A 23025-nucleotide genomic window follows, 5' to 3' on the forward strand; every position below is an offset into this window, starting at 1 on the left:
GCGCGACATGTTGAGCGCCGGCACCACCCTCGGCGGTCGCTACCGCCTGGACGAGCGCATCGCCGGCGGCGGTATGGGTGACGTGTGGCGGGGCACCGACGAGGTGCTCGGCCGCACGGTCGCGATCAAGGTGCTGCTCTCGGCCCTGATGGAGGAGCCCGGCTTCGCCGAGCGCTTCCGCGGCGAGGCCCGCACCATGGCCACCATCAACCACCCCGGTGTGGTCGACATCTACGACTACGGCAGCGAGAACGGCACCGCGTTCCTGATCATGGAGTACGTGGAGGGCGACGCGCTCTCCCGCACCCTGTCCCGGGTCGGCCGGCTCACCCCGGCCCGCGCGATGGCACTCATCGCGCAGGCCGCGGACGCGCTGCACGCCGCCCACGAGAAGGGCGTCATCCACCGCGACGTCAAGCCGGGCAACCTGCTCGTGCGCCCCAACGGCACGCTTGTGCTCACCGACTTCGGCATCGCCCGCTCCGCCGCCGTCGCCCAGCTCACCGCGGCCGGCTCGGTGCTCGGCACCGCCTCCTACATCTCCCCGGAGCAGGCGTCCGGCGCCCAGGCCACCCCGCTGTCCGACGTGTATGCGCTCGGCGTCGTGGCCTACCAGTGCCTGTCCGGCGCGCGGCCGTTCGAGGGCGACAACCCGCTCGAGATCGCGATGCGCCACGTCCGCGACATGCCGCCGCCGCTGCCGGCCGACATCCCGCCGCCGATCGCCCAGCTCGTCGAGCGGGCCATGGCCAAGGACCCGGCCGCCCGCTGGCCCAGCGCTGCGGCGATGGCCCAGGCCGCCCGGCGCGTCTCCGGCCAGATGTCCGGCGGCACGGCCACCGGCCCGGCGGTCCCGCCGATGGGTGCCCCCATGGGCCCTCCCGGCTCGCCGACCGGGCGCAACCCCGTCTCCGGCGGCCCGGTCTCGGCCTCGCCCGTCTCGCCCGGCTACGGCAACCAGCCGATGTCCGGCTCGCCGATGTCCGGCCCGCCCATCTCGGGCGCGGGCGGCACCCGGATCATGCCGGGCGCCGTGCCCGGTGCGGCCGGCGGCGCGGCCGCGGGCCTCGGCGGCCACCAGGCGCGCGGCGCGGCCGGCGTGCCCCCGCCGCCGTCCAACGACACCGCGACCTACCTGGGCCCCACCGGCGGCTATCAGCCGGAGCCCCAGATGTCCCGCTCCGGCCCGGGTGGCGGCGGCAGCGGCGGCAAGCGGAACAACAATCTGGTCCTCGTCGGGATCGCCGCCGTCGTCCTGTTGGTGCTCGTCGGCATCGGCGGCATCTACCTGGCGACGAAGGGCAAGGACGACACGCCGAGCACCGTCGGCGGCAACCCGACGTCGGCCGCGCCCTCGGTGGCCCCGACCACCGCCAAGGCCACGGGCAAGCCGGTAAACGTGCCGTGCAAGCCGGGCCTGGGCACCAACGGCGACATCTTCAAGCGCGAACTCGAGCGCAAGGGGCTGACGGTCAACCTCGTGCCGCTGCCGACCAAGGGCGCCTTCCCGAACGCGGTCGTCAAGGTCGAGCCGTGCGGTGAGACCGTCCCGCCGGGCAGCACGATCACCGTGTCGGTCAACCAGGGGCAGATCGACGACGAGCCGGCGCCGACCACCGCCGCGCCGACGACGGGTGCCCCGGCGTCCTCGGCTGCGCCGAAGCCGAGCGTGACCTGCGAGCCGCCGAAGATCATCGTCAATGGGCAGTGCCTCGGAGCGTGACGGGCGATACGCCGGAGCGAGCTGGAATGTGTTCGCGTCGCAAGACGTGGCAAGGTAGATAGTCGATGACCGAAGGACGACACGACATGACCGCCCAGCCACGCCTCCTCGGCGGCCGTTACCAGGTCGGGGAGTTGCTCGGCTATGGCGGCATGGCCGAGGTCCATCGGGGTCGTGACCTGCGGCTCGGCCGTGACGTTGCGATCAAGACGCTGCGGACCGACCTGGCTCGGGACGCCACATTCCAGCTCCGGTTCCGCCGGGAGGCGCAGAACGCCGCCTCCCTCAACCACCCCGCGATCGTCGCCGTCTACGACACCGGCGAGGAGCGGGGCCCGGCGGGCGAGGAGCTGCCGTACATCGTCATGGAGTTCGTCAACGGCCGCACCCTCAAAGAGGTGCTCGCGGCCGAGGGACGGCTCACGCCGCGCCGGGCGCTGGAGATCACCGCCGACATCTGCGCCGCACTGGAGTTCAGCCACCGGCACGGGATCATCCACCGGGACATCAAGCCGGGCAACGTGATGCTCACCCAGACCGGCCAGGTCAAGGTGATGGACTTCGGCATCGCCCGGGCCCTGGCCAGCGGGGCCACCACGATGACGCAGACCTCGGCGGTCATCGGCACGGCGCAGTACCTGTCGCCGGAGCAGGCCCGCGGCGAGCCGGTCGACGCCCGCAGCGACGTGTATGCGTCCGGCTGCGTGCTCTTCGAGCTGCTCTGCGGCCACCCGCCGTTCGTCGGTGACAACCCGGTGTCGGTGGCCTACCAGCACGTGCGGGAGGACCCGCGGCCGCCGAGCTCCAGCAACCGCGACGTCACGCCCGAGATCGACGCTGTGGTGCTCAAGGCGCTGGCCAAGAACCCGCTCAACCGCTACCAGTCGGCCGGCGAGATGCGCGCCGACGTCATGCGCGCCGCGGCCGGCCGGCCGGTCTCGGCGCCGCCGGTGATGACCGAGGACGAGATGGCCGCGGTCATGGCTCAGCAGCAGACCACCGCCTACCGCCCGCCGCCCGCCTCGCGCCAGCCGGCCCGGGCCAACCAGCGGCAGAAGAAGAGCTCCACCGGGATCATCGTGCTGATCACGGTGCTGAGCCTGTTCGCGGTGGCGGCGCTGTCCATCGGGCTGTACCTGGCCAACCAGGAGCCCCCGGTGCGGGTGCCGTCGCTGACCGGGCGCACCCAGAACGAGGCGGACAACACGCTGCGCCAGTTCGGCCTGACCGGCGACCCGCGGCAGGGCACCTCGGAAAACTGCCAGGTCGGCGTGGTCATCCAGCAGAACCCGACGCCCGGGGTCGAGGTCAAGAAGGGCTCGCAGGTCGACTACGAGCTCTGTGGCGCGCCCCAGCTCGTCGCCGTGCCGCCGCTGACCAACCTGAACAAGAACGACGCTGTCTCGCAGCTGCAGAAGCTCGGCCTCAACCCGGTGGTGCAGGAGAAGGACGGCACCGAGAACAAGGACTCCGTGCAGTCGACCGACCCGCCGGCCAACACCCAGGTCAAGCCGGCGTCGAACGTCACCGTCTACGTGTCCAAGTTCAACCAGGCCACCATGCCGGCGGTGGCCGACAAGAGCTTCGCCGAAGCCCAGGGGCTGCTCCAGGCGCTCGGCTTCACGAACATCAGCCAGCAGGCGGTGACCGTCACCGACGACGCGAAGGTCGGCCTGGTGGTCAGCTCAAAGCAGGTGGTCGGCAAGGTGTACTACAAGACCGAGAAGATCGTGCTGAACGTCGGGCAGCAGGACACGACGCCGTCGAACCAGCCCTCGGTCAACCCGAGCAAGAGCGCCGGCACCGGCGGCTGACGCTACTTTCCGTCGTCATATCCGTGCCCTGTGGATAACTCGGCAGTTATCCACAGGGTTGTGCACAAGCGTTTTAGGTAATGAAGCCGCTTTACGGGGCTTTTGGCGGTTTAGACCGTTTTTACCGCGGACGTCAAAGGGAGGCGCTCCGGCGCCGACCGGCGCTCGCGGGAGGAGCGGTCGCGCCCACCGCGGACCCGAGTCAGCCGCTTTTCGGCACTTTGCGGTTCGTTACGCAAAGGCGGCGATTCGCCGGGCCTCTACTTCGGCGACAAGCTCGGGCGCGCGCTCCAGGGCATCGCTCTGGCCACACACGGCGAGCCAGTTGGCAAGCATCTGGTGGCCGCCCTGCGTCAGCACCGACTCCGGGTGGAACTGGACACCCTCGATGGCCAGCTCGCGGTGGCGCATCGCCATCACGACGCCCGACTCCGTGGTGCGGCCGGTGACCTCGATCTCCGGCGGGAGGGTCGCCTCGATGACGGCGAGGGAGTGGTACCGCGTCGCGATGAACGGGTCCGGCAGCCCGGCGAGCACGCCCCGGCCCTCGTGGGTCACCAGCGACGTCTTGCCGTGCAGCAGCTCCGGCGCGCGCGTCACGGTCGCCCCGAAGACGGCGCCGAACGCCTGGTGGCCGAGGCACACGCCGAACATGGGCAGCTTCCCGGCGTAGCGCTCGATGACCGCCATGCAGATTCCGGCCCGCTCGGGGGTGCCCGGGCCCGGGGAGAGCAGCACGCCCGCGGGCGCGATGCGGCCGACCTCGTCGACGCTTATCTCGTCGTTGCGCCGCACGTCGCACTCCACGCCGAGCTGGCCCAGGTACTGCACGAGGTTGAAGACGAACGAGTCGTAATTGTCGATCACGAGTACGCGCACCGACACAGGCTACCCGGGGCCGCTAAAGCCGGACCAGCATCAACTCGGCAGGACCGCCGGCGGTTTGGTGCCGGTCGGGACGCTCGTGGCGGCCGGAGGCTTGGACGGAGCGGTCGACGGGCCCGGGCTCTCGACGGTGATGTCGGCACCTGGGTCGTTGGTCTCCACCTGCACGTCGTCGAACGGCAGGATCGGCTCGACGGCGGGGAAGACCTGATACCAGAGCAGGGCGCCGACGCCGAGGACGAGCACGCCGGAGACGAGGGCCTTGAGCTGCCACTGCTTGAACGGAATGCGCTGCCAGATCCACGAGTACACGCGCTCAGCCCTTCAGCTCGGCGGGGTCGCCGTCGGTGACGGGCTGCTGGCGGGTCATCTCGGCGTGCACGACGAGCCGCTGGTAGTTGTTGAACTTCGGGTTGCAGGTGGTCATGGTCAGCATGGCCTTGGTCGGCTGCTCGCCCGGCTTGTCCGGCACGGGCGCCACGACCTGCACGGCGGTGGGCAGCACGATCTCGTGACCGGTGACGCTGTAGACGTACCAGGTGTCGGCGGTCTTGATGACCACCGAGTCGCCGGCCTTGAGCTGATCGAGGTCCCACCAGATGGCGGGCGTGCGGTGCCCGGCCATCGAGAAGTTGCCGATCTGGCCCGGCAGCGCCGTGTCGGGGTAGTGGCCCGGGGCGTAGCGGATGTCGGCCGGCGTCACGCCCTGCACGACAGCCCACTTCTTGTTCAGCCGCGGGATGTGGACGGAGGCGATGACGTCGCCGTTGGCCGGCTTGACCACGGCCGGTGAGACGCCGGCGCTCGGCCCGACGGTGGGCTGGGCCCACTGCTGCTCGAGCTGGCGGTTGAGCTCGTCCTGGTGGGCGTCGACGATCGCCGACTTGCCCCAGACCTCGTAGCCCGCGAACAGCAGCACGATCAGGCCGAAGGTGATGAGCACCTCGCCCGTGCCGCGGCTGATCGCGCGCGCGACCGAGCCGAACGAGGTTCTCGTGTATTCGGAGTACACGCTCCGGTACCCTTCCTCGGTGCGGACCGGGCGCAGCGGTACCACGGTGACGCCTTTCGGCGCCCCGGGTACGGCCGGCTGGTCCTCGTCCTCGGGGGTGGGAGTCGGAGTCGGTGCTGGGGTCGTCGGCGGTGGAAGTTTCGCGGGTACTTCCGCGGTGGGGTCGGCCGCGGCGTCGCCGATTTTCGGAATATAGGCGGTCGCGTCGGAAATTTTCGGGATTACCGCCGTCGCGTCGTCCTTCGGGGGCAGCTTCGGGATGACGGTGGTCGCGATGTCGTCCTGATCGAGAGCCCGATGGCGGGGCGCGTGGTCCATCGTTCAGGACCCGGCCCGGGCGGCGCGCAGCGCGGTCGAGCCGTTGTAGGCCGGCGCGTGGATGTCGGCCTGGGTCTTGACCGCGTAGCCGAGCCCGAAGGAATCGGCGGCCTCGCTGAACAACCGGACCCCCTCGGAGGCGTTGAGTGCGCGCTGCATGGCTGCCTGGTCACCGATGGCGGCGATCTCGAACGGCGGCGAGTACACCTGACCATCGAGCAGCAGCGTGTTACCCACGCAGCGTACCGCGCTCGTCGAGATCACCCGGACACCCATCAGCGTCATCGCCTCGGCCCCGCCGGCCCACAGCGCGTTGACCACCGCCTGCACGTCCTGCTGGTGGACGACCAGGTCGTCGGGCGTGGCGCCGGCCGGGCGGGTGCCGTCGGCCCGGCGCGGGGCGTCGTTCAGCGCCACGGTCAGACCCGGCCCGTGCACGGCGGTCAGGCCGGCCGCCGCCTGCTCGGCATCGCCGCGTCGCCGTTGTTCATCGACTTTTCCATCGGTACCCGCCTGTGCCTTCTGCTGCCTGTCGATCGCGGCCCGCAGCCGCGCCGCGCGGTCCCGGGCATCGGCGATCTCCTTTTTTCTTTCCGTGAGCAGATTTGTCAGCTCGGGCCTTCGATCGTCGCGCAGATCGGTGCCTTTCGCGGTCGCGGCGCTCAGCGAGAACAGCATCCCGGCCACGACGAGGACCACCGGGGTGAGCCATGACCAGCCAAAACCCCACTTCGGGGCGCGGTGTGGCAGCATAGCGCGACCGAGTCGTCGCAGTGCGTGGGTCCACGAGGAGCCGCCGGATGTGTACTCCACCACGACCCCTCCCCGCGCACGCGTGCCGACTTGACTACGCTAGTCGGAGAACATTATTCAGGCCGACGCTGGCGGAGGTGGCGGCGTCACGTGGATAGTGTTGGCCAGACGACCCCTCCAGGAGAGCGCCGTGCCGAAGTCGACAGTTCGTAAGAAGAAGGTCTACACCGCCCCGGCGGAGCTGCGACCACAGGAGACTGTGTCCGCGAGGCGCCGCCCGAGCCCGGTGTGGGTGCCTGCGCTCGCCGTGGCGTTCGTGGTGATCGGGATCGCCTGGCTTGTCACCTACTACCTGACCCAGGGGTTCTTCGACGTCACCTGGCTCTCGACGCTGGCCGACATCAAGTACTGGAACCTGGCCATCGGCTTCGGTTTCCTGGTCGCCTCGCTGGCGGTCTTCTCCAAGTGGCGCTAATGCGTCACAACCTGCGGTGTCGCGGGAGCATTTGCTGAGCCGGTGTCCTAGCGTGGGCTGCAACGAACTTCACGTTACTCATGGGTAACATGGGGGACTAACGTCTTCCTGAAGTGGTTCCAGCACCGTTGGAGGCTCCGGCATGGGTGCAGTCCAGATCGTGACGACGTGTGTCGCCGCGGCGATCACGATCGTCGCGGCCGTCCTCGTCGTGCGTACCGTGCGGCGCATGCTGGCCGTGATCCGGCTGGGCCAGCCCGATCCGACGCGCAGCGACAACAGGGCTCTCCGCCTGCGCACGATGCTCAAGGAGACCCTCGGGCACACGCGCATGCTGCGCTGGACGGTCGTCGGCGCGGCGCACTGGTTCGTCATGATCGCGTTCATGGCGCTCTCGCTGCTGGTCCTCGAGGCGTACTTCGAGGTGGTCAAGCCGGGCCTCGGGCTGCCCCTGATCGGCGCCTGGAACATCTACGGCCTGGTCACCGAGTGGATCGGCGTGCTCGGGTTCGTCGGCATCCTCGTGCTGATGGGCATCCGGCTGCGCAACCGGCCGGGCAACGCCGAGCGGCGCTCCCGGTTCCAGGGCTCCACGATGTGGCAGGCGTACTACGTCGAGTACACCATCCTGGGCGTGCTGCTCTGCGGCTTCTTCATCCGCGGCTTCAAAGCCGCCAACGACGAGCTCGAGTGGCCCACCTGGGCCGCGCCCGTCAGCCATGCGCTCGGCTCGGTCCTGCCGGCCTGGCCGGCCGCGGTGAGCCTGGTCGCGATGGTCAAGATCATCATTTCGATGGCCTGGGTCATCGTCATCGCCAGCAACGTGACAATGGGCGTGGCCTGGCACCGCTTCCTGGCGTTCTTCAACATCTTCTTCAAGCGCACCCCGGGCCGCGCCGGCTCCGGCCTCGGCGCGCTGCGCCCGATGACCAGCCAGGGCAAGCCGCTGGACTTCGAGGAGGCCGACCCCGACAAGGACCAGTTCGGTGTCGCGACCGTCGAGCAGTTCAGCTGGAAGGGCATGCTCGACTTCACCACCTGCACCGAGTGCGGGCGGTGCCAGTCGCAGTGCCCGGCCTGGAACACCGGCAAGCCCCTGTCGCCGAAGCTGCTGATCCTCAACCTGCGCGACCACGCGTATGCGAAGGCGCCGTATCTGCTGGCTCCCACCGAGGACCTTTCCCACGTCGACGCGCTGGCGCTGGCGGAGAAGGAGCGGCCGCTCATCGGGACGGCCGAGGAGAACGGGATCATCGACCCCGACGTGCTGTGGTCGTGCACCACCTGCGGCGCGTGTGTCGAGCAGTGCCCGGTCGACATCGAGCACGTCGACCACATCGTGGACATGCGGCGTTACCAGGTCCTGATCGAGTCCAACTTCCCGACCGAGGCCGGCGTCATGCTGCGCAACCTCGAGAACAAGGGCAACCCCTGGGGCGCGGCGCAGTCGACCCGGGACGACTGGACCAAGGGGCTCGACTTCGAGGTGCCGAACGTCGCCTCCCTGGAGGAGGGCGACTTCGACTATCTGTTCTGGGTCGGCTGCGCGGGTGCCTTCGAGGACCGGGCCAAGAAGACCACCCGGGCCGTCGCCACGCTGCTCAACGAGGCCGGCGTGAAGTTCGCGATCCTCGGGCAGGGCGAGACCTGCACCGGCGACCCGGCCCGGCGCATCGGCAACGAGTTCGTGTTCCAGATGCTCGCCCAGCAGAACGTCGAGACTCTCAACGAGGCCGGCGTGAAGAAGATCGTGGCGACCTGCCCGCACTGCTTCAACACGCTGTCCAACGAATACGGCCAGCTCGGCGGGCACTACGAGGTCATACACCACACGCAGCTGCTGGCCCAGCTCGTCGCGGCCGGCAAGCTCACGCCGGTCCAGCCCCTCGACGGCGCCGTCACCTACCACGACCCCTGCTACCTCGGCCGGCACAACCGCGTGTTCGCCCCGCCCCGCGAGGTGCTCGGCGCCGTGGCCGGCCCGGCCGACGACAACAAGGGCCTGGTCGAGATGGACCGGTTCGCGGAGCGCTCCTTCTGCTGCGGCGCCGGTGGCGCGCGCATGTGGATGGAGGAGCGGATCGGCAAGCGGATCAACGTCGAGCGGGTCGAGGAGGCGCTGTCCACCGGGGCCAAGACCGTGGCCGTGGCCTGCCCGTTCTGCCTCACCATGCTCGGCGACGGGGTCACCGGGAAGAAGGCCGCCGGGGCCGCGCCCGAGGAGGTCGAGGTCGTGGACGTCGCCTCGGTGCTGCTGCGGGCGGTCCAGAAGTAGTTTCAGCGCTGGCCAATCACGTTCATGGCGAGTCCGAGCGCGATCAGGACGGCCGCGCAGGTGGCGATCACGCGCAGGCCCTTGAGGCCCTCCGCGATGGCGTTCTTGCGGGCGCCCGGGATCAGGGCCTTGGTCCGTACGTAGTCGAGCCGGGCCCGCTTCGCCTTCGCGCCGGCATTGCCCACCGCAATGCCGGCCGCGAGCGCGATGCACGCGCCGATGAGCGCCACTCCCATCAAGTCCCCCTCGATGCTTGCCGTGACCCCCGTGGCAACAGCATCGGTGTTGCTCAACTTCGGGCAAAGTCCCCGAAAGAGGGAAGGTGATCTACGAACCTCGATCTCCAGGTCGCTTCGGCGGAGTTTGGGTTCACGTGGAACAATTGGCGGACACTTGAAGGGACCGTCGCGCGAGCGTGTTGACCACACTGTTGCCCCTGCTGGCGTTCGTGCTGCTCACCGCCGCGAACGCGGGCTTCGTAGCCGCCGAGTTCTCACTCGTCACCGTCGACCGGGCGGAGATCGAGCAGAAGGCCAACGCCGGCGACAAGAAGGCCCGCACGGTCCGCCAGGCCCTCCGTGAGCTCTCCTTCCAGCTCTCCGGCGCCCAGCTCGGCATCACCCTCGCGGGTCTGCTCACCGGATACCTGGCCGAACCGGCGATCTCGAAGCTGTTCGAGCCGGTGCTGCACCCGATCTTCGGCTCGGTGACCGACACCGCGGCCCACGTCTGCGGCCTGATCGTCGCCACGCTCGTCTCGATGCTCTTCGGCGAGCTCGTGCCGAAGAACGCCGCCCTGGCCAAGCCGATGCCGCTGGCCCGCGCCACGGCCGGGCCGCAGCGCCGCTTCTCCAAGTTCTTCTCCTGGCTCATCACGCTACTCAACGGCACCGCCAACTGGGTCGTGCGCCGCCTCGGCATCGAGCCCCAGGAGGAGCTGGCCAGCGCCCGCTCGCCCGAGGAGCTGGGCCTGCTGGCCGCCATCTCGGCCCAGGCCGGCGCGCTGCCGAAGGAGACAGCGGTCCTGCTGCAGCGCACGATCCGCTTCGGCGACAAGCGGGCGGCCGAGGCGATGACCCCGCGGGTCGACGTGGTCTCACTGCGCGCCGACGCCACCGTGGCCGACCTGCTGGCGACGTCGGTGCAGACCGGCTACAGCCGGTTCCCGATCTACGAGCAGACCCTCGACCAGGTCACCGGCGTCGTGACGGTCACCGACGCGCTGGGTGTGCCGCCGGTACGCCGGCCGACCACCCGCGTCTCGGCGGTGGCCCGGGAGCCGATCTTCGTTCCGGAGAGCCTGGACCTCGACGGCGTGCTGGAGGCCCTGCGCAAGGGCAACTGCGACGTGGCGATCGTCGTGGACGAATACGGCGGCACCGACGGCGTCGTCTCGGTCGAGGACCTGGTCGAGGAGCTCGTCGGGGAGATCGCCGACGAGCACGACATCGAGGAAGAGCCGACAACCGCCCACGGCATGCCCGACCTCACAGTCCCCGGCTCCGAGCGCACCCACCTCGTCGACGGGGTGCTGCGCGAGGACGAGCTGGCCGAGGTCTCCGGGTTCCACCTGCCGGCGGGGCCGTACGAGACCCTCGCGGGCTTCCTGATGGCGCGCCTGGGGCACATCCCGGCCGTCGGCGAGACCTGGAACGAGGACGGCTGGGAGTTCACCGTGGTCGAGGTCGACCGCCGGCGCATCGAGCAGGTCCGCGTGGTCCGCCCGGAGGTGTCCGAGGATGATTGAGCTACTCGTCACCATCCTGCTGCTGCTCGGCAACGGCTTCTTCGTGGCCGGCGAGTTCTCCCTTATCGCTTCGCGCCGCACCGTCATCGAGCCGATGGCCGCGACCTCGCGGCGGGCCCGCATCGCGCTGCGGGCCATGAACGAGATCCCGCTGCTCATCGCCGGCGCCCAGCTCGGCGTCACGATCTGCACGCTGGGCCTGGGCGCCCTGGCCGAGCCGGCCCTCGCCCACGGCCTGCAGGCGCCCTTCCACGCGCTGCACCTGCCGGAAGACCTGGTCCATCCGGTCGCGTTCGCGCTGGCTCTGGCCATCGTGGTGTTCGCGCACACGGTCGCCGGTGAGATGGTCCCCAAGAACCTGACCCTGGCCAACCCGGAGCGGGCGGTGCTGTGGCTCGGCCCGCCGATGTACGCGTTCTGCATGGCCACCAAGCCGCTGCTCGTCGCCATGAAGTGGGCCTCGCGCACGATCCTGTCGCTGTGGCGGATCGAGGCCACCGGCTCGGTGAAGACCGTGTTCACCGCCGAGGAGCTGGCCGGCCTGGCCGCGCAGGCGACCACCGAGGGTCTGCTGGCCCCCGAGGAGCACGCCCGGATCACCGGCGCGCTGGCGCTGTCGCAGCGGACCGCCCGCGACGCGCTGCGGCCCTGGTCGGAGATCACCACCATCGCCGAGGACGTGTCGCCGGCGTCGCTGGAGGTCCTGGCCACCCGGACCAACCGCTCGCGCTTCCCGGTCGTGGAGCGGGCCAGCCGGCGGGTGCTGGGCTTCGTGCACGTCAAGGACGTGCTGGGCTTCGTGGGGCCGCAGCGGCGGGCACCCATTCCGGCCGACCTGATCCGGCCGCTGGGCATCGTGCCGCCGACGCGGACGCTCGCCGAGTTGCTGCTGGCCATGCGCCGGGAGCGTCAGCACATCGTGCTGGTCAGCGATGGGCGGGTGCCGCTGGGAGTCGTGACGCTCGACGACGTGCTCACCGCCGTCGTCGGTGCGCCGGTCGGGGGAATGCCACGCGAAACGGTCCCGGCCGCGCGCTAGTCCGGGGCATCATGTCCGGTTATGCGCCGGCCGTGGTGGTTGTTGCTGGTTCTCGTGCTCGCCGGTTGTTCACACGGCCGGGGAGTGCTCACCCCTGTGGTCGCCGAGCCCTCCGAGCCCGGCCCCGGCCCCGTTATGGGGGTGGCGCCCGGGTCGTCCGCCCCAGTCCACTCCGGCACATCGCCGGGCGTGCGGTTCACCTTCGACGGCGGGCTCGGCGAACCGGTGGGCGACGCGAGCGGCCGGCTCGGGCTGCGTTCGCGCAAGGCCGCCGGCGGGCAGCTCGCGGCGGTGCCGCACGAGGGCGGACTGGCGGTGCGTTTTCCCGGTCGATGTGAGCATTACGGTGCGGAGAGTTGCGAGCGCGCGATCCTGCAGAGCGGACCGGCCGAATTCCTCAATCCCCACCGTGGATCCTTTACGTTCGGGGCCAGCCTGCTGGTTCAACCAAATGAGACTTCCAAGGGCGCCAATGTCGTCCAAAAGGGGTTCTCGGTCGGTGACAGTCAGTTCAAGCTGCAGGTCGACGGCGAGGCCGGACAGCCCAGTTGTGTGATTGTCGGCACGTCTTCGGCGACCATTTATGTAGCCCTCGCATCGCGGTCCGTCGCTGACGGACGCTGGCACCGGGTGGCGTGTTCGCGCAGTAACTCCCTGCTCACGGTGTCTGTGGACGGTGCCGAGGCGGGGCGCGCGACCATTCCTTCGTCACTCTCCATATCCAACAGCGATCCGCTCTGTATCGGTGGCAAGGGAACGAGCGCCAACAACGACCAGTTCATCGGCGTAATTGATGACGTATTCGTCACTCGAACCGCGTGATGTTCGGGACAAAACGGACTTCGACTTGAACCTGTGCAGCGGTCCGCTTAACGTGAATTCTCGTCGGCTGGATGTCCGCGCCTAATCCACGGGTGCGCCAGGCGGCACCGCTGAGTCGAAATCTTTCGAGCCGGGGACCCACGTGTTCCATCGGGGTGAATCCGCGTGAACCAGCGCGGTAGGGCGACCTTCCCGCCCGAACCCGTCAGCTAACCCGGTAAGCGGCCATGGAAGAAGGAGCAACTCCTCGGTGGAGACCTCCCGTCTGGCCCGGCTCCTCGTAGCCGCCCTCGGCGGTCTGTCCCTCGCGCTCGGCGTCACCGGCTTCGCGCACGCGGACCCAACGCCGGGCGAGATCGAGAAGCAGATCGACGACAAGTGGAACACGATCGAGCCCCTGGTCGAGCAGCACAACCAGCTCAAGATCCAGCTGGCCTCCAACCAGGCCAAGGTCAAGCAGCTCAACGACCAGATCGCGCCGCTCAAGGCTCAGGTGGACGCCGCCTTCGACAAGGTCAGCGCGTTCGCCGTGATGCAGTACAAGACCGGCCGCGTCTCCAAGCTCGACGCGATGCTCACCACCGGTTCGCCCGACACGTTCGTCGACCAGATGCTGCTGCTCAACATGGTGGCCAAGGACGAGCAGTCCAAGATCAGGGACGTCATCACCGCCAAGCAGCAGTACGAGGAGCTCAAGGCGCCGATCGACAAGCTCGTCGCCGAGCAGGCCACGCAGGAGAAGGCGCTGGCGTCGCAGGAGACGCAGATCAACGCCGACATCAAGAACCTGCAGGACATGCGCATGCAGGCGTACGGCACCGGCGCCGGCACCGGGGCGCTGGCGCCTGTCGCGTGCCCGCAGCAGTACGACGGCAGCCCTGGAGCCAAGGCCGCGCAGTTCGCGTGCAAGCAGATCGGCAAGCGATACGTCTGGGCGACCGAGGGCCCCAACACCTTCGACTGCTCCGGCCTGACCATGTGGTCGTGGAAGCAGGTGGGCGTCACGTACCTGCGGCATTACACGATGTGGCAGTACGAGGACACCAAGCGCGTGTCCCGGTCCGACCTCAAGCCCGGTGACCTGGTCTTCTTCTACCCCGACAAGCACCACGTCGGCCTGTACGTCGGCAACGGCTGGATGGTGCACGCACCGAACCCCAGCAAACCGGTGCAGATGAAGAAGATCGACGAGGAGCCGATCTCGGGCTACGGCCGGGTCGCCTAGCCCCTCACTGGGTCGGCCACGTTCGCCAGTTCTGCCACGAACGGCTCGGCGTAGGTCCGCGTTGCCCCTGGTAGCGCGAGCCGTAGACCGCCGAGCCGTACGGGTGCTCCGAGGGCGACGACAGCCGGAAGATGCACAGCTGCCCGATCTTCATGCCCGGCCAGAGCCGGATCGGCAGGTTCGCCACATTGGACAGCTCCAGCGTGACGTGCCCGCTGAACCCGGGGTCGATGAAGCCGGCCGTGGAGTGCGTCAGCAGCCCCAGCCGCCCGAGGCTCGACTTGCCCTCCAGCCGCCCGGCCAGCTGATCCCCGAGCGTGATCACCTCGAGCGTCGACGCCAGCACGAACTCGCCGGGGTGCAGCACGAACGACTCCCCGTCGGCCACCTCCACCATGGACGTGAGATCGTCCTGCTGGATCGCCGGATCGATGTGGGTGTACAGGTGGTTGTTGAACACCCGGAACCACCGATCGAGCCGCACGTCGATACTCGACGGCTGCACCAGCGCCCTGTCGAACGGCTCCAGCCGCAGCTGGCCGTCGTCGAGCTCCTTGCTGAGGTCACGGTCGGAGAGCAGCACCCTCTGAGGTTACGGTGTGCGCTTCGTCGGCCGCCTTGGCGGTCGCATGGAGTGCCTTTTCCACGACGGCCGCGGCGGTCTCGAGCTCCGCGGCCGAGAAGTGCGAAAAAGCTTCCCTCATGTGTACTCCCAGAGGCACGAAAAACGCCGCCGCCAGCTCACGGGCCTTGGGCTGGATATCGAGCTGCGTACGCCGCCTGTCGTTCGGGTCCGGCCGCCGCTCGAGGTGCCCGTTCTGCTCGAGCCGCACCACCAGCGCCGTAGTGGCCGCCGGACTGAGCGACAACCGCCGCGCCAGCTCCCCCGGCGTGAGCGGCTGCTGCTCCTGAGCCGCCCGCCAGATGTGCGCAATCGCGTTCATGTCGGTCCGATGCAGCCCATGGGCCCGCGCAAACACCTCGACGAACCGGTCCGCCTCCACGTTGAAGCGCCGCAGGAGATCGATCAGGTGGTCCGTCACATGCTCAAGTCTGCACCTTTGGTGGAAACGGCGGAAAATCGTACAGGTGTACGAGTATGTTTGGGGGTATGGCGACGTGGGGCGACTTTGCGACTGCGGACGCTGCCCTGGCCGCAGCCATCCGCACCCTGCTGCACCAATACGGCCCCGGCCTGGCCTACCTGGCCACCATCCGCCCCGACGGCGGCCCCCGTCTCCACCCGATCTCCCCGGTCCTGACGTCGACGGGCCTGTACTGCTTCGTCCTGCCGTCCCCGAAGCGCCAGGACCTCGACCGAGACGGCCGCTACGCCCTGCACAGCTACCCCGCGGAGGACAACGACGACGAGGCCTACCTGGCCGGCCGCGCCCTCCCCGTCACCGACCCCTCCACCCTTACCCACCTGACCCTGCTGACCCGAGCCGCCCAGGGCGTCGACTGGAAGGCCTACGAACTGGCCATCGACGTGGCCATGCACGTCCACCACGACACCCCGACAACCTCGACGACCACCGTCTGGAAGCCCCACGCGCGCCCGGCCCCGAGGCCACGCGAGAATGGTCCGTGCACGAAGGCCGTGGATTCGGTACAGTAGGCGTCGCTCGCGGGTGTAGTTCAATGGCAGAACATCAGCTTCCCAAGCTGACAGTGAGGGTTCGATTCCCTTCACCCGCTCTCTTCCTGCCTGAGGCCCGAGCCTCAGACTCCACGATCGATGGTCGCCGTCCGCGTGGGCACTACCGCCGCCACACCGCTTCGACAGCGTTCTGGCTGGCGCGACGAACTACGGAGATCACCACATGCGCCGGGTGCGGCGTCTACTGGCTCGCGCTTGAATCGTCGAGCAGTTCTCGACGCCAGTCGGCGAAGCGTGCTCGTATGGCCGCGAGGGTTTCGGCATCGGCGCCGTAGAAAGCGAAGCGTTTGTCGGGATAGCGCTCCAGGATGCCGAACAGGTCGGCGAGGATGCGACGGTCGAAGCCGGCATCGGACCCGGCCGCAAGTTCGCACAGCCGTTGCCGGGTGTAGCGACCGGACACGATTGCGGCGTCTATGTCGAGAAAGTCCCGTGGCTCAGCTCTCGTAAAGAGGGCCGACATCTTGCCGGCGACCACGTCGTCGGCATGTAGCACTGATCCGATCTCCATCTGGACGGGTGGCTGAGCGCGCCAGTTGGCGGCCAGCTCGACCTTGTACAAATGTACGACGTCTCCGGGCACAGTGACTGCGAGACGGGCGAATGTCTCGTATCACCGGGTAATCGTGACGGTGTATCCGTGCTGCTCATAAGCAGTTGTGACAGCCGGCTACCTGAAGCCCGATTTTCGACCAGACGGAGATGGACGGGCTCCACTCAACCTGCCAGCGTCTTCGGCGGTGCTCCCAGCTCGGGGAACCGAGCCAGCCAGAGCGCCCGCAGGCGGCTCGGCAACCAAGGGCTCGACCAGATTTCCCGCAGTATGGTTTCGTTCAGCCACCGGCAGAGCTCGTCCGCGCTGGAGGCTTGGTTGAGCACCCTCTGGTAGAAAAGCTGCAGATCACCGGGATCGTCGAGGTCGTATCGGCCGTCACCGGACCAGTCGGGCTGCTGATCGAGCGTGACGAGACCAGTACGGGTCCACACAGGTCGGCGACGCGTGCAGGCACGACATAGTGTCGCTGCTCGGCATACGTCGACCCAGGCGGAGCGATCCTCCGGATCGTCATGCCTGTCCTCCTGTCGGTCTACAGGATCCTACGGCGGCCAACAGGGCATGTGCCATTAGCGTGCCATTTACTGAAGGCTCCATCAGGGCTCTCCAGGCCGCTCGGACTGCTCCCGCTGCGCGCTTGGCGTCGGTGTCGGCAGCCACGCTTGTCCAGTTCCCAAGCTGACAGTGAGGATTCGATTCCCTTCACCCGCTCCAAACGCTCAGGCCCTGGTCAGGACTGATCACGCCAGGGCTGTTCGCCGTCCGGGGAACACTCGGAATCTGTGCCGTGCCATTAACGAGCCATTGGAACACAGTCAGCTTGCCCCCGCCGTCTACGACCAGTCGGGACAACTACACCGAGGCCACGGTATAGCATCGATGCTATGGCCTGGGGTACCGTAGAGCTAGGGCCAGAAGTTCGACAGTGGTTGGAAGAGCTAGCAACGGCACAGTTCGCGCGGGTGGCCTTCTACATCGACCTTTTGGCCGAAGATGGACCACTACTGGGCGAGCCGTACACGAAGCAGCTCGATGGGAAGCTTCGTGAGCTGCGGTTTCATCTGGAGCGTGACGCTGTGCGGATCACGTACTGGATCGCCTCCGGGAGCGGATCATCCTCCTGACGGTCTTTCGGAAGACCCGTGACCGTGAGACCCGTGAGGTTGAGCGGGCTCGGCGAGCGATGGCACGGTGCATCGGCGAGATGCACACCGCCGAGGAAGGGATCGAGGCATGAGCGGTAGCAGCGATTGGAACGAACTCCGCAGCCGGCGCATGGCCGAGCCAGGTGCAGCCGAGGCCTACGAGTCGACCAGGCTCGCGTTCGAACTGGGTCGGGCGGTCCGGGAACTTCGTGAGCGGCGCGGCTGGAGCCAGACCGAACTGGCCGACGCAGCCTCGATGACACAGTCTGCCGTGGCCCGCTTTGAAGCCGGCGGCACCGTCCCGACCCTGCCGGTCCTTGAGCGCCTGGCGCGAGCACTCGACGTCGAACTGTCGGTCGGATTCCAGGCCAGGCGCGACGCGGCCTAACCTCCGACGCCTGCCATTAGCGTGCCATTACGCCAGGTGCTGTGAGGTCACTCGAGGCCGTCCGTCGTAGCCCGCGACCTAGAGAATCAGAATCCCGATGAGGGCCACCTGTCCAGTTCCCAAGCTGACAGAGAGGGTTCGATCCCTTCACCCGCTCTCTTCCTTCCTGAGGCCCGAGCCTCAGACTCCACGATCGATGGCTGGCCTTCGCGGCTGTGATCCGCCGCGAAACCGTCTCGACGATCTACGGCTGACGCGATGCTCTACCAGCACCGATTGTCGGCATTCGTTGGTGCTGGAGCGGACCGCGCATCGGCTTCGTAGCCCTTGGCGAACCTAGGCGGCGGCGTCGCGATGGGGCCTGAAGGTGATGTCGAGCTCCCGCGTCGAGTGCTGCTGCGAGCCGGGTCAGCAGGGGCACGGTGGGTGTGGCGCCACCCTACTCCAGGCGTGACAGCTGCGGCTGAGACATGCCGGCGCGCTCGGCCAGCTCACCCTGGGTAAGTCCGAGTTCGGTCCGTCGGTCGTAGACCATTTGGCCGAGTCTCAGACTTGCCGATCGTGGGGTGATCCCGCGGCTGTGCTTTGGGCTGCGCGATGTTCCGGGTGTCGCTGCGTTGGGGTTTGGGGAGGGTCAGGAGAAGCGGATTCGGATCGGGCTGGCGGTGGGGGAGGTTGGGGCGTAGGCGAAGGCGGCCAGGGCGTTCCTCACGGTGGTCAAGGTTTCGGGGCCTACCAGGTCGGTCCAGAGTTGTTCCGCGGCGGCGCCGGCGGCTCGCATTCGGGTTACTGCTTCGGCGCCTGCTGGGGTCAGAGCCAGGCGGCGGCTGCGGGCGTCGCCCTCGTTTGGCTGGCGTTCCAGGAGGCCCTCGGCGGACAGGGTGGCGCAGATCTTGCTGATGGCCTGGGTCGTCATGTTCAGGCGGTCGGCCAGCTGGGTGACCGTGTCCAGGCCGTCGCCTATGAAGAGGACCGCCAGGGACTGCGACGGCGTCAGGTGTGGGTAGCCGGCGGCGGCCAGCTCGCCCAGGATTTCGCGGACTATGCGTTCGCAGGCGGCGGCCAGGAGTACGCCCAGGTCCGGCTCGGCGGTCATGCCAGAACCCTACTCAATCCTTGACTAGGTAACTCGGTTACGTATCTAATGATGGTAACCGAGTTACCTATCTGGGGAGTGGTTGTGGACATCGACAGGTTGCGGAGAGACGGCAAGGGGCTGGTGCTGTACTTCGTGCGCGCTGCGAACTGCCCGATCTGCATGCGGCACGTCAGAACCCTCGCGGGGGAACGGTTGCGGGAGCGGGGAGTGGCGGCGGCCGTGGTGGTGCCCGGCGGGGCGGCCGAAGTCGAGCGGGTGCGGCGGGTCGCCGGCGATCTGCGCGTGGTGTCGTCCGACGGGGTGGCGGAGCATCGGGCGGCCGGGCTCGACCGGACACTCATCATGCAGCACAGCGGCACGCTGCTGTTCGATGGGCAAGGGCGGGAGGTCTACCGGCTGACCGCCACCATGCCGCAGGGCAGCTTCAACGCGGCGGCGCTGAGCAAGGCGATCGACAAGCTCTGAGCGGCGTCGGTTCTCCAGACGTCGTGAACGACCACGGATGCCAGCAGAATCGAGTCCGTGATCGTCCTTCTGCACGGATTCCCGCAGGACCGCCAGAGCTGGGCCGCCGTCGCCGACGAGCTGCGCCGGGCCGGCGAGGAGGTCCTGATCCCGGAGCTCCCCGGATACTGCGAAGGCCCGAACCCGCGTCGCCGTCGGGACTACACACTCGACGCGCTCGCGGCGGTCGTGATCGACCAGGTCGGCGACGAACGGTTCGACCTGGTCGGCCACGACTTGGGGGCGCTGCTGGCCTTCCACATCGCCGGCCTGCACCCCGAGCGGGTCCGCACCCTCACCGCGTTCTCGGTCCCGCACCGCGGCGCCTGGTCCCGCCCCGGCCTCGAGCAGCTGCGGCGCTCGGCCTACATCGGGCTCTTCCAGCTCCCGCTGCTGCCGGAGCTGCTCCTGACCCCGAGGCTCCTCGAGCGGCAGTTACGGCGCAGCGGCCTGGACCCGGACAGCGCCCGCCGTTACGCAAGAGCGAAGAACCGCAAGGCCCTGCACTGGTACCGCGCGCTCCCCCTCCAACGCCGCCAGTCCCCCCGCATCAGCGTCCCGACCCTCTTCGTCTGGAGCGACGGGGACGAGTACATCACCGAGGGCCTCGCGCGCCGCTGCGCAGCGTGGGTCGACGGGGAGTACACCTTCCGGATCCTGCGCGGCGTCAACCACTGGATCCCCGAGCTGCACCCCCGCCTAGCCGCGGAGCTGATCCTCAGCCGTTGCCGCTGATGGAGCGGACGTCCCAGAGGTACACGCCGTCGACCACCTGCGCGGGGGCGGCGTCCGGGGCGACGAGCTTGTCGATGGTCTCGCGCAGCACCTTCTCGTTGTAGTAGCCGACCGGCATGACCAGGTTCGTGGCCTTCCAGTGGCGGATGTCGGCGCGGATGGCGGCCCGGTCGGCCTCGGTCACGTTGGGCGACGTGCGCATCTGGATGACACGGTTCAGGAAGAGGACCGTGTCGCGGTAGCCGGGTCCGAAGTGGGCGAACTTGTCTTCCGGAACGGTGTCGTTGGGGCCCAGGAAGTAGCCGCCGGTCAGCTTGACCTCGAAGTTGGTCTCGGTGGACCAGCGCATCATCTTGATGTTGTCGTCCCAGCCGCCCGGAAGCGGCGCCAGGACCGGGTTGGCCGGCAGCTTCGTGCGCCAGTTGCCGTTGGTGAACAGGGCCGGGATCGGCGGGCGGCCGTCGGCCGGCTGCGGCGTCGGGAAAAGGGGGACCAGGGCCACGAGCAGAGCGACGCCCCAGATCAGGGCCGTGCGCGGGCTGCGGCGCGGCGCCGGCGGGCCGGCCGGCGGCCGAGCGTCGTCGCCGGCCCGGCGCGTGGGAGCGTCGTTCGACCCGGTCGCGGCCGCGTCGGCCGAGCCGCCGGAGGAGCCCAGGCCGGTCGCGGTGTCGGTGGAGCCGCCGACAAGCGCCGGCTCGGGCGTGCGGGCCGGGACCTCGGCCTTGACGGCGTCGACCGTGGAAGGACGCAGGCGGTCGACGATCAGCCGGTCGACCATCAGGGCCAGGCCGACGCCGATGCAGACCGTCGTGATCAGGGCGAGCCGGGTCGGGACCACCGAGTCGAACAGCGGCAGCTCGGCGATCCACTTCCACGGGCCGTGGAAGTTGGTGCGGTCGACGCCGTTGAAGCGGATGACGTCGCCGAGCGAGCAGATCGCGAAGACGACGCCGGTGATCGCCAGGGCGCGGGAGAGGCGGCTGCGCCAGAGGAAGATCGCGCCGGCCAGCATGACCAGGACGAGCGGCCAGCCGAAGAAGCTGTTCTCCTCGCTGGCGTTGCCCTTGTTGAGCAGGGACGCCTCGGCGACGTCGCCGGCGATCGAGTAACGGCCGAAGGTGACGTAGGACTTCGCGTCGAGGTTGATCGCGCGCACGCCCGCGTCGAGGCCGCTGTAGTGCTGCGGTCCGGCGAACTGGAAGTACAGCGGGTAGGCCAGCACGACCCCGGCCACCAGCAGCGTCACGCCGCACTTGGGCAGCATGACCCTGGCGTAGCCGGGCAGGTCGCGCCACGGCACGTAGGACAGGATGAACACGGCCAGGGCCATGGCCGTGAAGAACAGCATCTCCTCGTTGATGCCGGCCTGCAGTACCACCAGAACGGCCAGCCAGATGCCCTGCCGCCAGGTGTTGCCGGGCTCCTTCATCCGGAAGACCACGGCGATGATCAGCGGGATGAAGTACTGCCCCGCGATGTTCGGGTGCCCCGCGATGTGCGACATCATGGCCGGCGCGAAGCCCAGGAACGCCGCGCCGACGAACGCGGCGAGCTTCGAGCGGCCGAAGTGCCGGCTGAGCACGTAGTACCAGGCGGACGCGGTGCCGGCGAGGGCCAGCGTCGAGATGATCACGAAGGTGACGCCGGGGCCGAGCCACAGCGTCACCGGGGTCAGCGGCAGCGCCAGCGTGAGGATCGAGGTGTTGGCCATCAGGTTGACGCCCAGCGGGTAGTTGACGTCGTCCGAGAAGAACGGCGACTCACCCTTGGTGAACAGCTCGGTGGCGTGGGTCAGGATCCACTCGAAGTTGAAGCTGTCCTGGTAGTTGAGCGTCAGGTATCGCCCGTTTGGGTCCAGCCACAGGCGGCCCAGGATGTACACGGCGCCGAGGACAAAGCTCAGGTACACCAGCGCGTCGACGGTCCTGCCCCGAATCCTCACGCCGGGAAGTGTAGGCGAGCGGTGTGACAAGTCCAGAAAACCCCAGCTCAGCAGGCGGCTCGGAAGGCATCCAGGGCCATTTTCTTGCGGATGTTGCTGAACTTGAGCCCGGCCGCGGTGGGGCAGCGGGCGGCGCTGTACTCCACGTGGAAGACCGGTTTACCCGCCGTGATGAACGGTGCGAGCATGCCGCACTCCTTGTACTGCGCACACGACTCGTTCACCGCGAAGTCGAACGAGGGCTGCAGCGCCCGGACCTGCTCGAGATCGTTCTTGAGCCCGACCGCCAGGCCGAGGCCGTGCGCGAGGTCGGCCACCCGCCGGTTGAACGTCAGCTGGTCGGCCGCCGTCAGCGGGAAGCCGGAGTCGTTGGCGTACCCGTCCATGTTGTCCGGGTCGACGGCGTCGAAGCCCTTGGCCTTGCAGTCGCTGAAGCGGGCACTCAGGATCGGCTGCAGCACCGTCCAGTTGCGCACGTCCAGCCACTGCTCGCCCGGCCAGCCGTCGAGCGCCTTGCCGCGCACCGCGGCCGGGAACTTCGCGGCGTCGGCCCGCCAGTTCTCGTACGATCCGGCGTCCACGTAGCAGACGACCTTCCGTCCGGCTTTGTGCAGCGCCGCGACCTGCGTGCCGGCGGAGTCGGCGCCGTCGATGTCGTACACCTGCGCATTCACGCTCGTGTCGAGCTTCCCGGAGAACTGCATCTGCCAGCTCAGCCCGACCGCCGGCCGCCACCACCCGGCAGCGGCATCGGCCGGGGCGGCGGCGAGCAGGACGGCGGCGGTGGCGAGCACGCAGGCGAGGAGTCGGCGCATGGCCCCGACATCGGCGCGGCGGGCCGTCCGGCCGGGTGAAAGCCGGGAGCGGGATCAGTGCATTAAAAACACGGAAGACACGTTCGGTATCGT

26 protein-coding genes, 1 tRNA gene and 1 riboswitch are annotated in these 23025 nt (G+C 68.7%); of the genes, 14 read left to right on the forward strand and 13 right to left on the reverse strand.

The annotated features are described in order from the left end of the window. Positions 1–7 precede the first annotated feature (7 nt). Both Dvina_RS53940 and pknB read left to right on the forward strand, forming a co-directional pair. Positions 8–1723: a serine/threonine-protein kinase gene (locus tag Dvina_RS53940; RefSeq protein ID WP_246656716.1), complete on the forward strand. Its 1716-nt coding sequence runs from the start codon at positions 8–10 to the stop codon at positions 1721–1723. Positions 1724–1809: 86 nt separating this feature from the next. Then, entirely contained in the window at positions 1810–3537 is a 1728-nt protein-coding gene (gene pknB / locus Dvina_RS00305) for a Stk1 family PASTA domain-containing Ser/Thr kinase (protein WP_223105224.1), read from the forward strand. Between the two features lie 231 nt (positions 3538–3768). Here the strand turns inward: pknB and Dvina_RS00310 are convergent, their stop codons facing one another. Genes Dvina_RS00310 through Dvina_RS00325 form a run of 4 tightly spaced genes read right to left on the reverse strand, consistent with a single transcriptional unit; the run spans position 3769 to position 6565 of the window. Beyond that, positions 3769–4416 carry an aminodeoxychorismate/anthranilate synthase component II gene (locus Dvina_RS00310; protein ID WP_223100377.1) on the reverse strand — a complete coding sequence of 216 codons (648 nt, stop codon included), beginning with the start codon at positions 4414–4416 and terminating at the stop codon, positions 3769–3771. A 39-nt stretch (positions 4417–4455) separates the two neighbouring features. Then, the gene (locus Dvina_RS00315) at positions 4456–4734 is read right to left on the reverse strand and encodes a hypothetical protein (protein WP_223100378.1); all 279 of its coding nucleotides are present in this window, start codon (positions 4732–4734) and stop codon (positions 4456–4458) included. 4 nt (positions 4735–4738) lie between these two features. Then, positions 4739–5752 (reverse strand): class E sortase, encoded by a 1014-nt coding sequence (locus tag Dvina_RS00320; protein WP_223100379.1) that lies wholly within the window; start codon positions 5750–5752, stop codon positions 4739–4741. 3 nt (positions 5753–5755) lie between these two features. Further along, positions 5756–6565, reverse strand: a complete 810-nt coding sequence (locus Dvina_RS00325) for a DUF881 domain-containing protein (RefSeq protein WP_223105225.1) — start codon at positions 6563–6565, stop codon at positions 5756–5758. A 130-nt stretch (positions 6566–6695) separates the two neighbouring features. On the opposite strand from Dvina_RS00325, the gene Dvina_RS00330 reads away from it, so the two are divergent. Together Dvina_RS00330 and Dvina_RS00335 are read left to right on the forward strand one after the other, a co-directional pair. Then, entirely contained in the window at positions 6696–6980 is a 285-nt protein-coding gene (locus Dvina_RS00330) for a cell division protein CrgA (protein WP_223100380.1), read from the forward strand. A 142-nt stretch (positions 6981–7122) separates the two neighbouring features. Next, positions 7123–9255: a (Fe-S)-binding protein gene (locus Dvina_RS00335; RefSeq protein WP_223100381.1), complete on the forward strand. Its 2133-nt coding sequence runs from the start codon at positions 7123–7125 to the stop codon at positions 9253–9255. 2 nt (positions 9256–9257) lie between these two features. Here Dvina_RS00335 and Dvina_RS00340 read toward each other — a convergent pair whose 3' ends face one another. Beyond that, positions 9258–9548 carry a hypothetical protein gene (locus Dvina_RS00340; RefSeq protein WP_223100382.1) on the reverse strand — a complete coding sequence of 97 codons (291 nt, stop codon included), beginning with the start codon at positions 9546–9548 and terminating at the stop codon, positions 9258–9260. Positions 9549–9673: 125 nt separating this feature from the next. Between Dvina_RS00340 and Dvina_RS00345 the strand changes: the two genes are divergently transcribed. The 4 genes from Dvina_RS00345 to Dvina_RS00360 all read left to right on the forward strand — a co-directional run bounded on the left by Dvina_RS00345 (position 9674) and on the right by Dvina_RS00360 (position 14088). Then, positions 9674–11002 carry a hemolysin family protein gene (locus Dvina_RS00345; RefSeq protein ID WP_246656717.1) on the forward strand — a complete coding sequence of 443 codons (1329 nt, stop codon included), beginning with the start codon at positions 9674–9676 and terminating at the stop codon, positions 11000–11002. Further along, entirely contained in the window at positions 10995–12041 is a 1047-nt protein-coding gene (locus tag Dvina_RS00350; protein ID WP_223100383.1) for a hemolysin family protein, read from the forward strand. Before Dvina_RS00345 ends, Dvina_RS00350 begins: the two co-directional genes overlap by 8 nt. Before the next feature lie 189 nt (positions 12042–12230). Then, positions 12231–12863, forward strand: a complete 633-nt coding sequence (locus Dvina_RS00355; protein ID WP_223100384.1) for a LamG domain-containing protein — start codon at positions 12231–12233, stop codon at positions 12861–12863. Positions 12864–12961: 98 nt separating this feature from the next. Further along, positions 12962–13102, forward strand: a riboswitch (cyclic di-AMP (ydaO/yuaA leader). Between the two features lie 11 nt (positions 13103–13113). Beyond that, positions 13114–14088, forward strand: coding sequence for a C40 family peptidase (locus Dvina_RS00360; RefSeq protein ID WP_223100385.1), 975 nt, complete (start codon positions 13114–13116; stop codon positions 14086–14088). 4 nt (positions 14089–14092) lie between these two features. On the opposite strand, the gene dcd is transcribed toward Dvina_RS00360, so the two are convergent. Together dcd and Dvina_RS00370 are read right to left on the reverse strand one after the other, a co-directional pair. Next, positions 14093–14671, reverse strand: coding sequence for a dCTP deaminase (gene dcd, locus Dvina_RS00365; protein ID WP_223100386.1), 579 nt, complete (start codon positions 14669–14671; stop codon positions 14093–14095). Next, positions 14652–15131 (reverse strand): MarR family winged helix-turn-helix transcriptional regulator, encoded by a 480-nt coding sequence (locus Dvina_RS00370; RefSeq protein WP_246655934.1) that lies wholly within the window; start codon positions 15129–15131, stop codon positions 14652–14654. Before Dvina_RS00370 ends, dcd begins: the two co-directional genes overlap by 20 nt. Positions 15132–15199: 68 nt before the next feature. Here Dvina_RS00370 and Dvina_RS00375 point away from each other — a divergent pair, with 68 nt between their 5' ends. Both Dvina_RS00375 and Dvina_RS00380 read left to right on the forward strand, forming a co-directional pair. Further along, a complete protein-coding gene (locus tag Dvina_RS00375) occupies positions 15200–15706 on the forward strand; it encodes a pyridoxamine 5'-phosphate oxidase family protein (protein ID WP_223100387.1) in 507 nt (168 codons plus the stop codon). A 9-nt stretch (positions 15707–15715) separates the two neighbouring features. Beyond that, positions 15716–15786 (forward strand) — tRNA-Gly (locus Dvina_RS00380). Positions 15787–15929: 143 nt separating this feature from the next. On the opposite strand, the gene Dvina_RS00385 is transcribed toward Dvina_RS00380, so the two are convergent. Then, positions 15930–16310 carry a hypothetical protein gene (locus Dvina_RS00385; RefSeq protein ID WP_246655935.1) on the reverse strand — a complete coding sequence of 127 codons (381 nt, stop codon included), beginning with the start codon at positions 16308–16310 and terminating at the stop codon, positions 15930–15932. Between the two features lie 155 nt (positions 16311–16465). After that, positions 16466–16735 carry a hypothetical protein gene (locus Dvina_RS00390; protein ID WP_223100388.1) on the reverse strand — a complete coding sequence of 90 codons (270 nt, stop codon included), beginning with the start codon at positions 16733–16735 and terminating at the stop codon, positions 16466–16468. A gap of 531 nt (positions 16736–17266) precedes the next feature. Between Dvina_RS00390 and Dvina_RS00395 the strand changes: the two genes are divergently transcribed. Beyond that, a complete protein-coding gene (locus tag Dvina_RS00395; RefSeq protein ID WP_223100389.1) occupies positions 17267–17428 on the forward strand; it encodes a type II toxin-antitoxin system RelE/ParE family toxin in 162 nt (53 codons plus the stop codon). Between the two features lie 109 nt (positions 17429–17537). Continuing rightward, a complete protein-coding gene (locus Dvina_RS00400; RefSeq protein ID WP_223100390.1) occupies positions 17538–17837 on the forward strand; it encodes a helix-turn-helix domain-containing protein in 300 nt (99 codons plus the stop codon). Positions 17838–18276: 439 nt separating this feature from the next. Here Dvina_RS00400 and Dvina_RS55620 read toward each other — a convergent pair whose 3' ends face one another. Both Dvina_RS55620 and Dvina_RS00410 read right to left on the reverse strand, forming a co-directional pair. Continuing rightward, the gene (locus Dvina_RS55620; protein ID WP_223100391.1) at positions 18277–18372 is read right to left on the reverse strand and encodes a helix-turn-helix domain-containing protein; all 96 of its coding nucleotides are present in this window, start codon (positions 18370–18372) and stop codon (positions 18277–18279) included. A gap of 99 nt (positions 18373–18471) precedes the next feature. Continuing rightward, positions 18472–18933, reverse strand: a complete 462-nt coding sequence (locus tag Dvina_RS00410; protein ID WP_223100392.1) for a MarR family winged helix-turn-helix transcriptional regulator — start codon at positions 18931–18933, stop codon at positions 18472–18474. A gap of 84 nt (positions 18934–19017) precedes the next feature. On the opposite strand from Dvina_RS00410, the gene Dvina_RS00415 reads away from it, so the two are divergent. Further along, on the forward strand, positions 19018–19401 hold the full coding sequence (locus Dvina_RS00415) for a thioredoxin domain-containing protein (protein ID WP_223100393.1): 384 nt from the start codon (positions 19018–19020) through the stop codon (positions 19399–19401). 57 nt (positions 19402–19458) lie between these two features. Next, a complete protein-coding gene (locus Dvina_RS00420; protein WP_223100394.1) occupies positions 19459–20175 on the forward strand; it encodes an alpha/beta fold hydrolase in 717 nt (238 codons plus the stop codon). On the opposite strand, the gene Dvina_RS00425 is transcribed toward Dvina_RS00420, so the two are convergent. After that, positions 20159–22117 (reverse strand): DUF6541 family protein, encoded by a 1959-nt coding sequence (locus Dvina_RS00425; protein ID WP_223100395.1) that lies wholly within the window; start codon positions 22115–22117, stop codon positions 20159–20161. The genes Dvina_RS00420 and Dvina_RS00425 overlap by 17 nt on opposite strands. A 47-nt stretch (positions 22118–22164) precedes the next feature. Beyond that, the gene (locus tag Dvina_RS00430) at positions 22165–22932 is read right to left on the reverse strand and encodes an endo alpha-1,4 polygalactosaminidase (RefSeq protein ID WP_223100396.1); all 768 of its coding nucleotides are present in this window, start codon (positions 22930–22932) and stop codon (positions 22165–22167) included. Between the last annotated feature and the right edge of the window lie 93 nt (positions 22933–23025).

It is taken from the genome of Dactylosporangium vinaceum, assembly GCF_019904175.1.
In the GTDB taxonomy this organism is placed as follows: domain Bacteria; phylum Actinomycetota; class Actinomycetes; order Mycobacteriales; family Micromonosporaceae; genus Dactylosporangium; species Dactylosporangium vinaceum.

What these genes read in the sequence shown, in the direction of transcription:
- pknB (WP_223105224.1), top strand. Translation starts at nt 1,810, where the DNA reads ATGACCGCCCAGCCACGCCTCCTCGGCGGCCGTTACCAGGTCGGGGAG.
- Dvina_RS00430 (WP_223100396.1), bottom strand. Translation starts at nt 22,932, where the DNA reads ATGCGCCGACTCCTCGCCTGCGTGCTCGCCACCGCCGCCGTCCTGCTC.
- Dvina_RS00335 (WP_223100381.1), top strand. Translation starts at nt 7,123, where the DNA reads ATGGGTGCAGTCCAGATCGTGACGACGTGTGTCGCCGCGGCGATCACG.
- Dvina_RS53940 (WP_246656716.1), top strand. Translation starts at nt 8, where the DNA reads ATGTTGAGCGCCGGCACCACCCTCGGCGGTCGCTACCGCCTGGACGAG.
- Dvina_RS00375 (WP_223100387.1), top strand. Translation starts at nt 15,200, where the DNA reads ATGGCGACGTGGGGCGACTTTGCGACTGCGGACGCTGCCCTGGCCGCA.
- Dvina_RS00400 (WP_223100390.1), top strand. Translation starts at nt 17,538, where the DNA reads ATGAGCGGTAGCAGCGATTGGAACGAACTCCGCAGCCGGCGCATGGCC.
- Dvina_RS00320 (WP_223100379.1), bottom strand. Translation starts at nt 5,752, where the DNA reads ATGGACCACGCGCCCCGCCATCGGGCTCTCGATCAGGACGACATCGCG.
- Dvina_RS55620 (WP_223100391.1), bottom strand. Translation starts at nt 18,372, where the DNA reads ATGGTCTACGACCGACGGACCGAACTCGGACTTACCCAGGGTGAGCTG.
- Dvina_RS00350 (WP_223100383.1), top strand. Translation starts at nt 10,995, where the DNA reads ATGATTGAGCTACTCGTCACCATCCTGCTGCTGCTCGGCAACGGCTTC.
- Dvina_RS00410 (WP_223100392.1), bottom strand. Translation starts at nt 18,933, where the DNA reads ATGACCGCCGAGCCGGACCTGGGCGTACTCCTGGCCGCCGCCTGCGAA.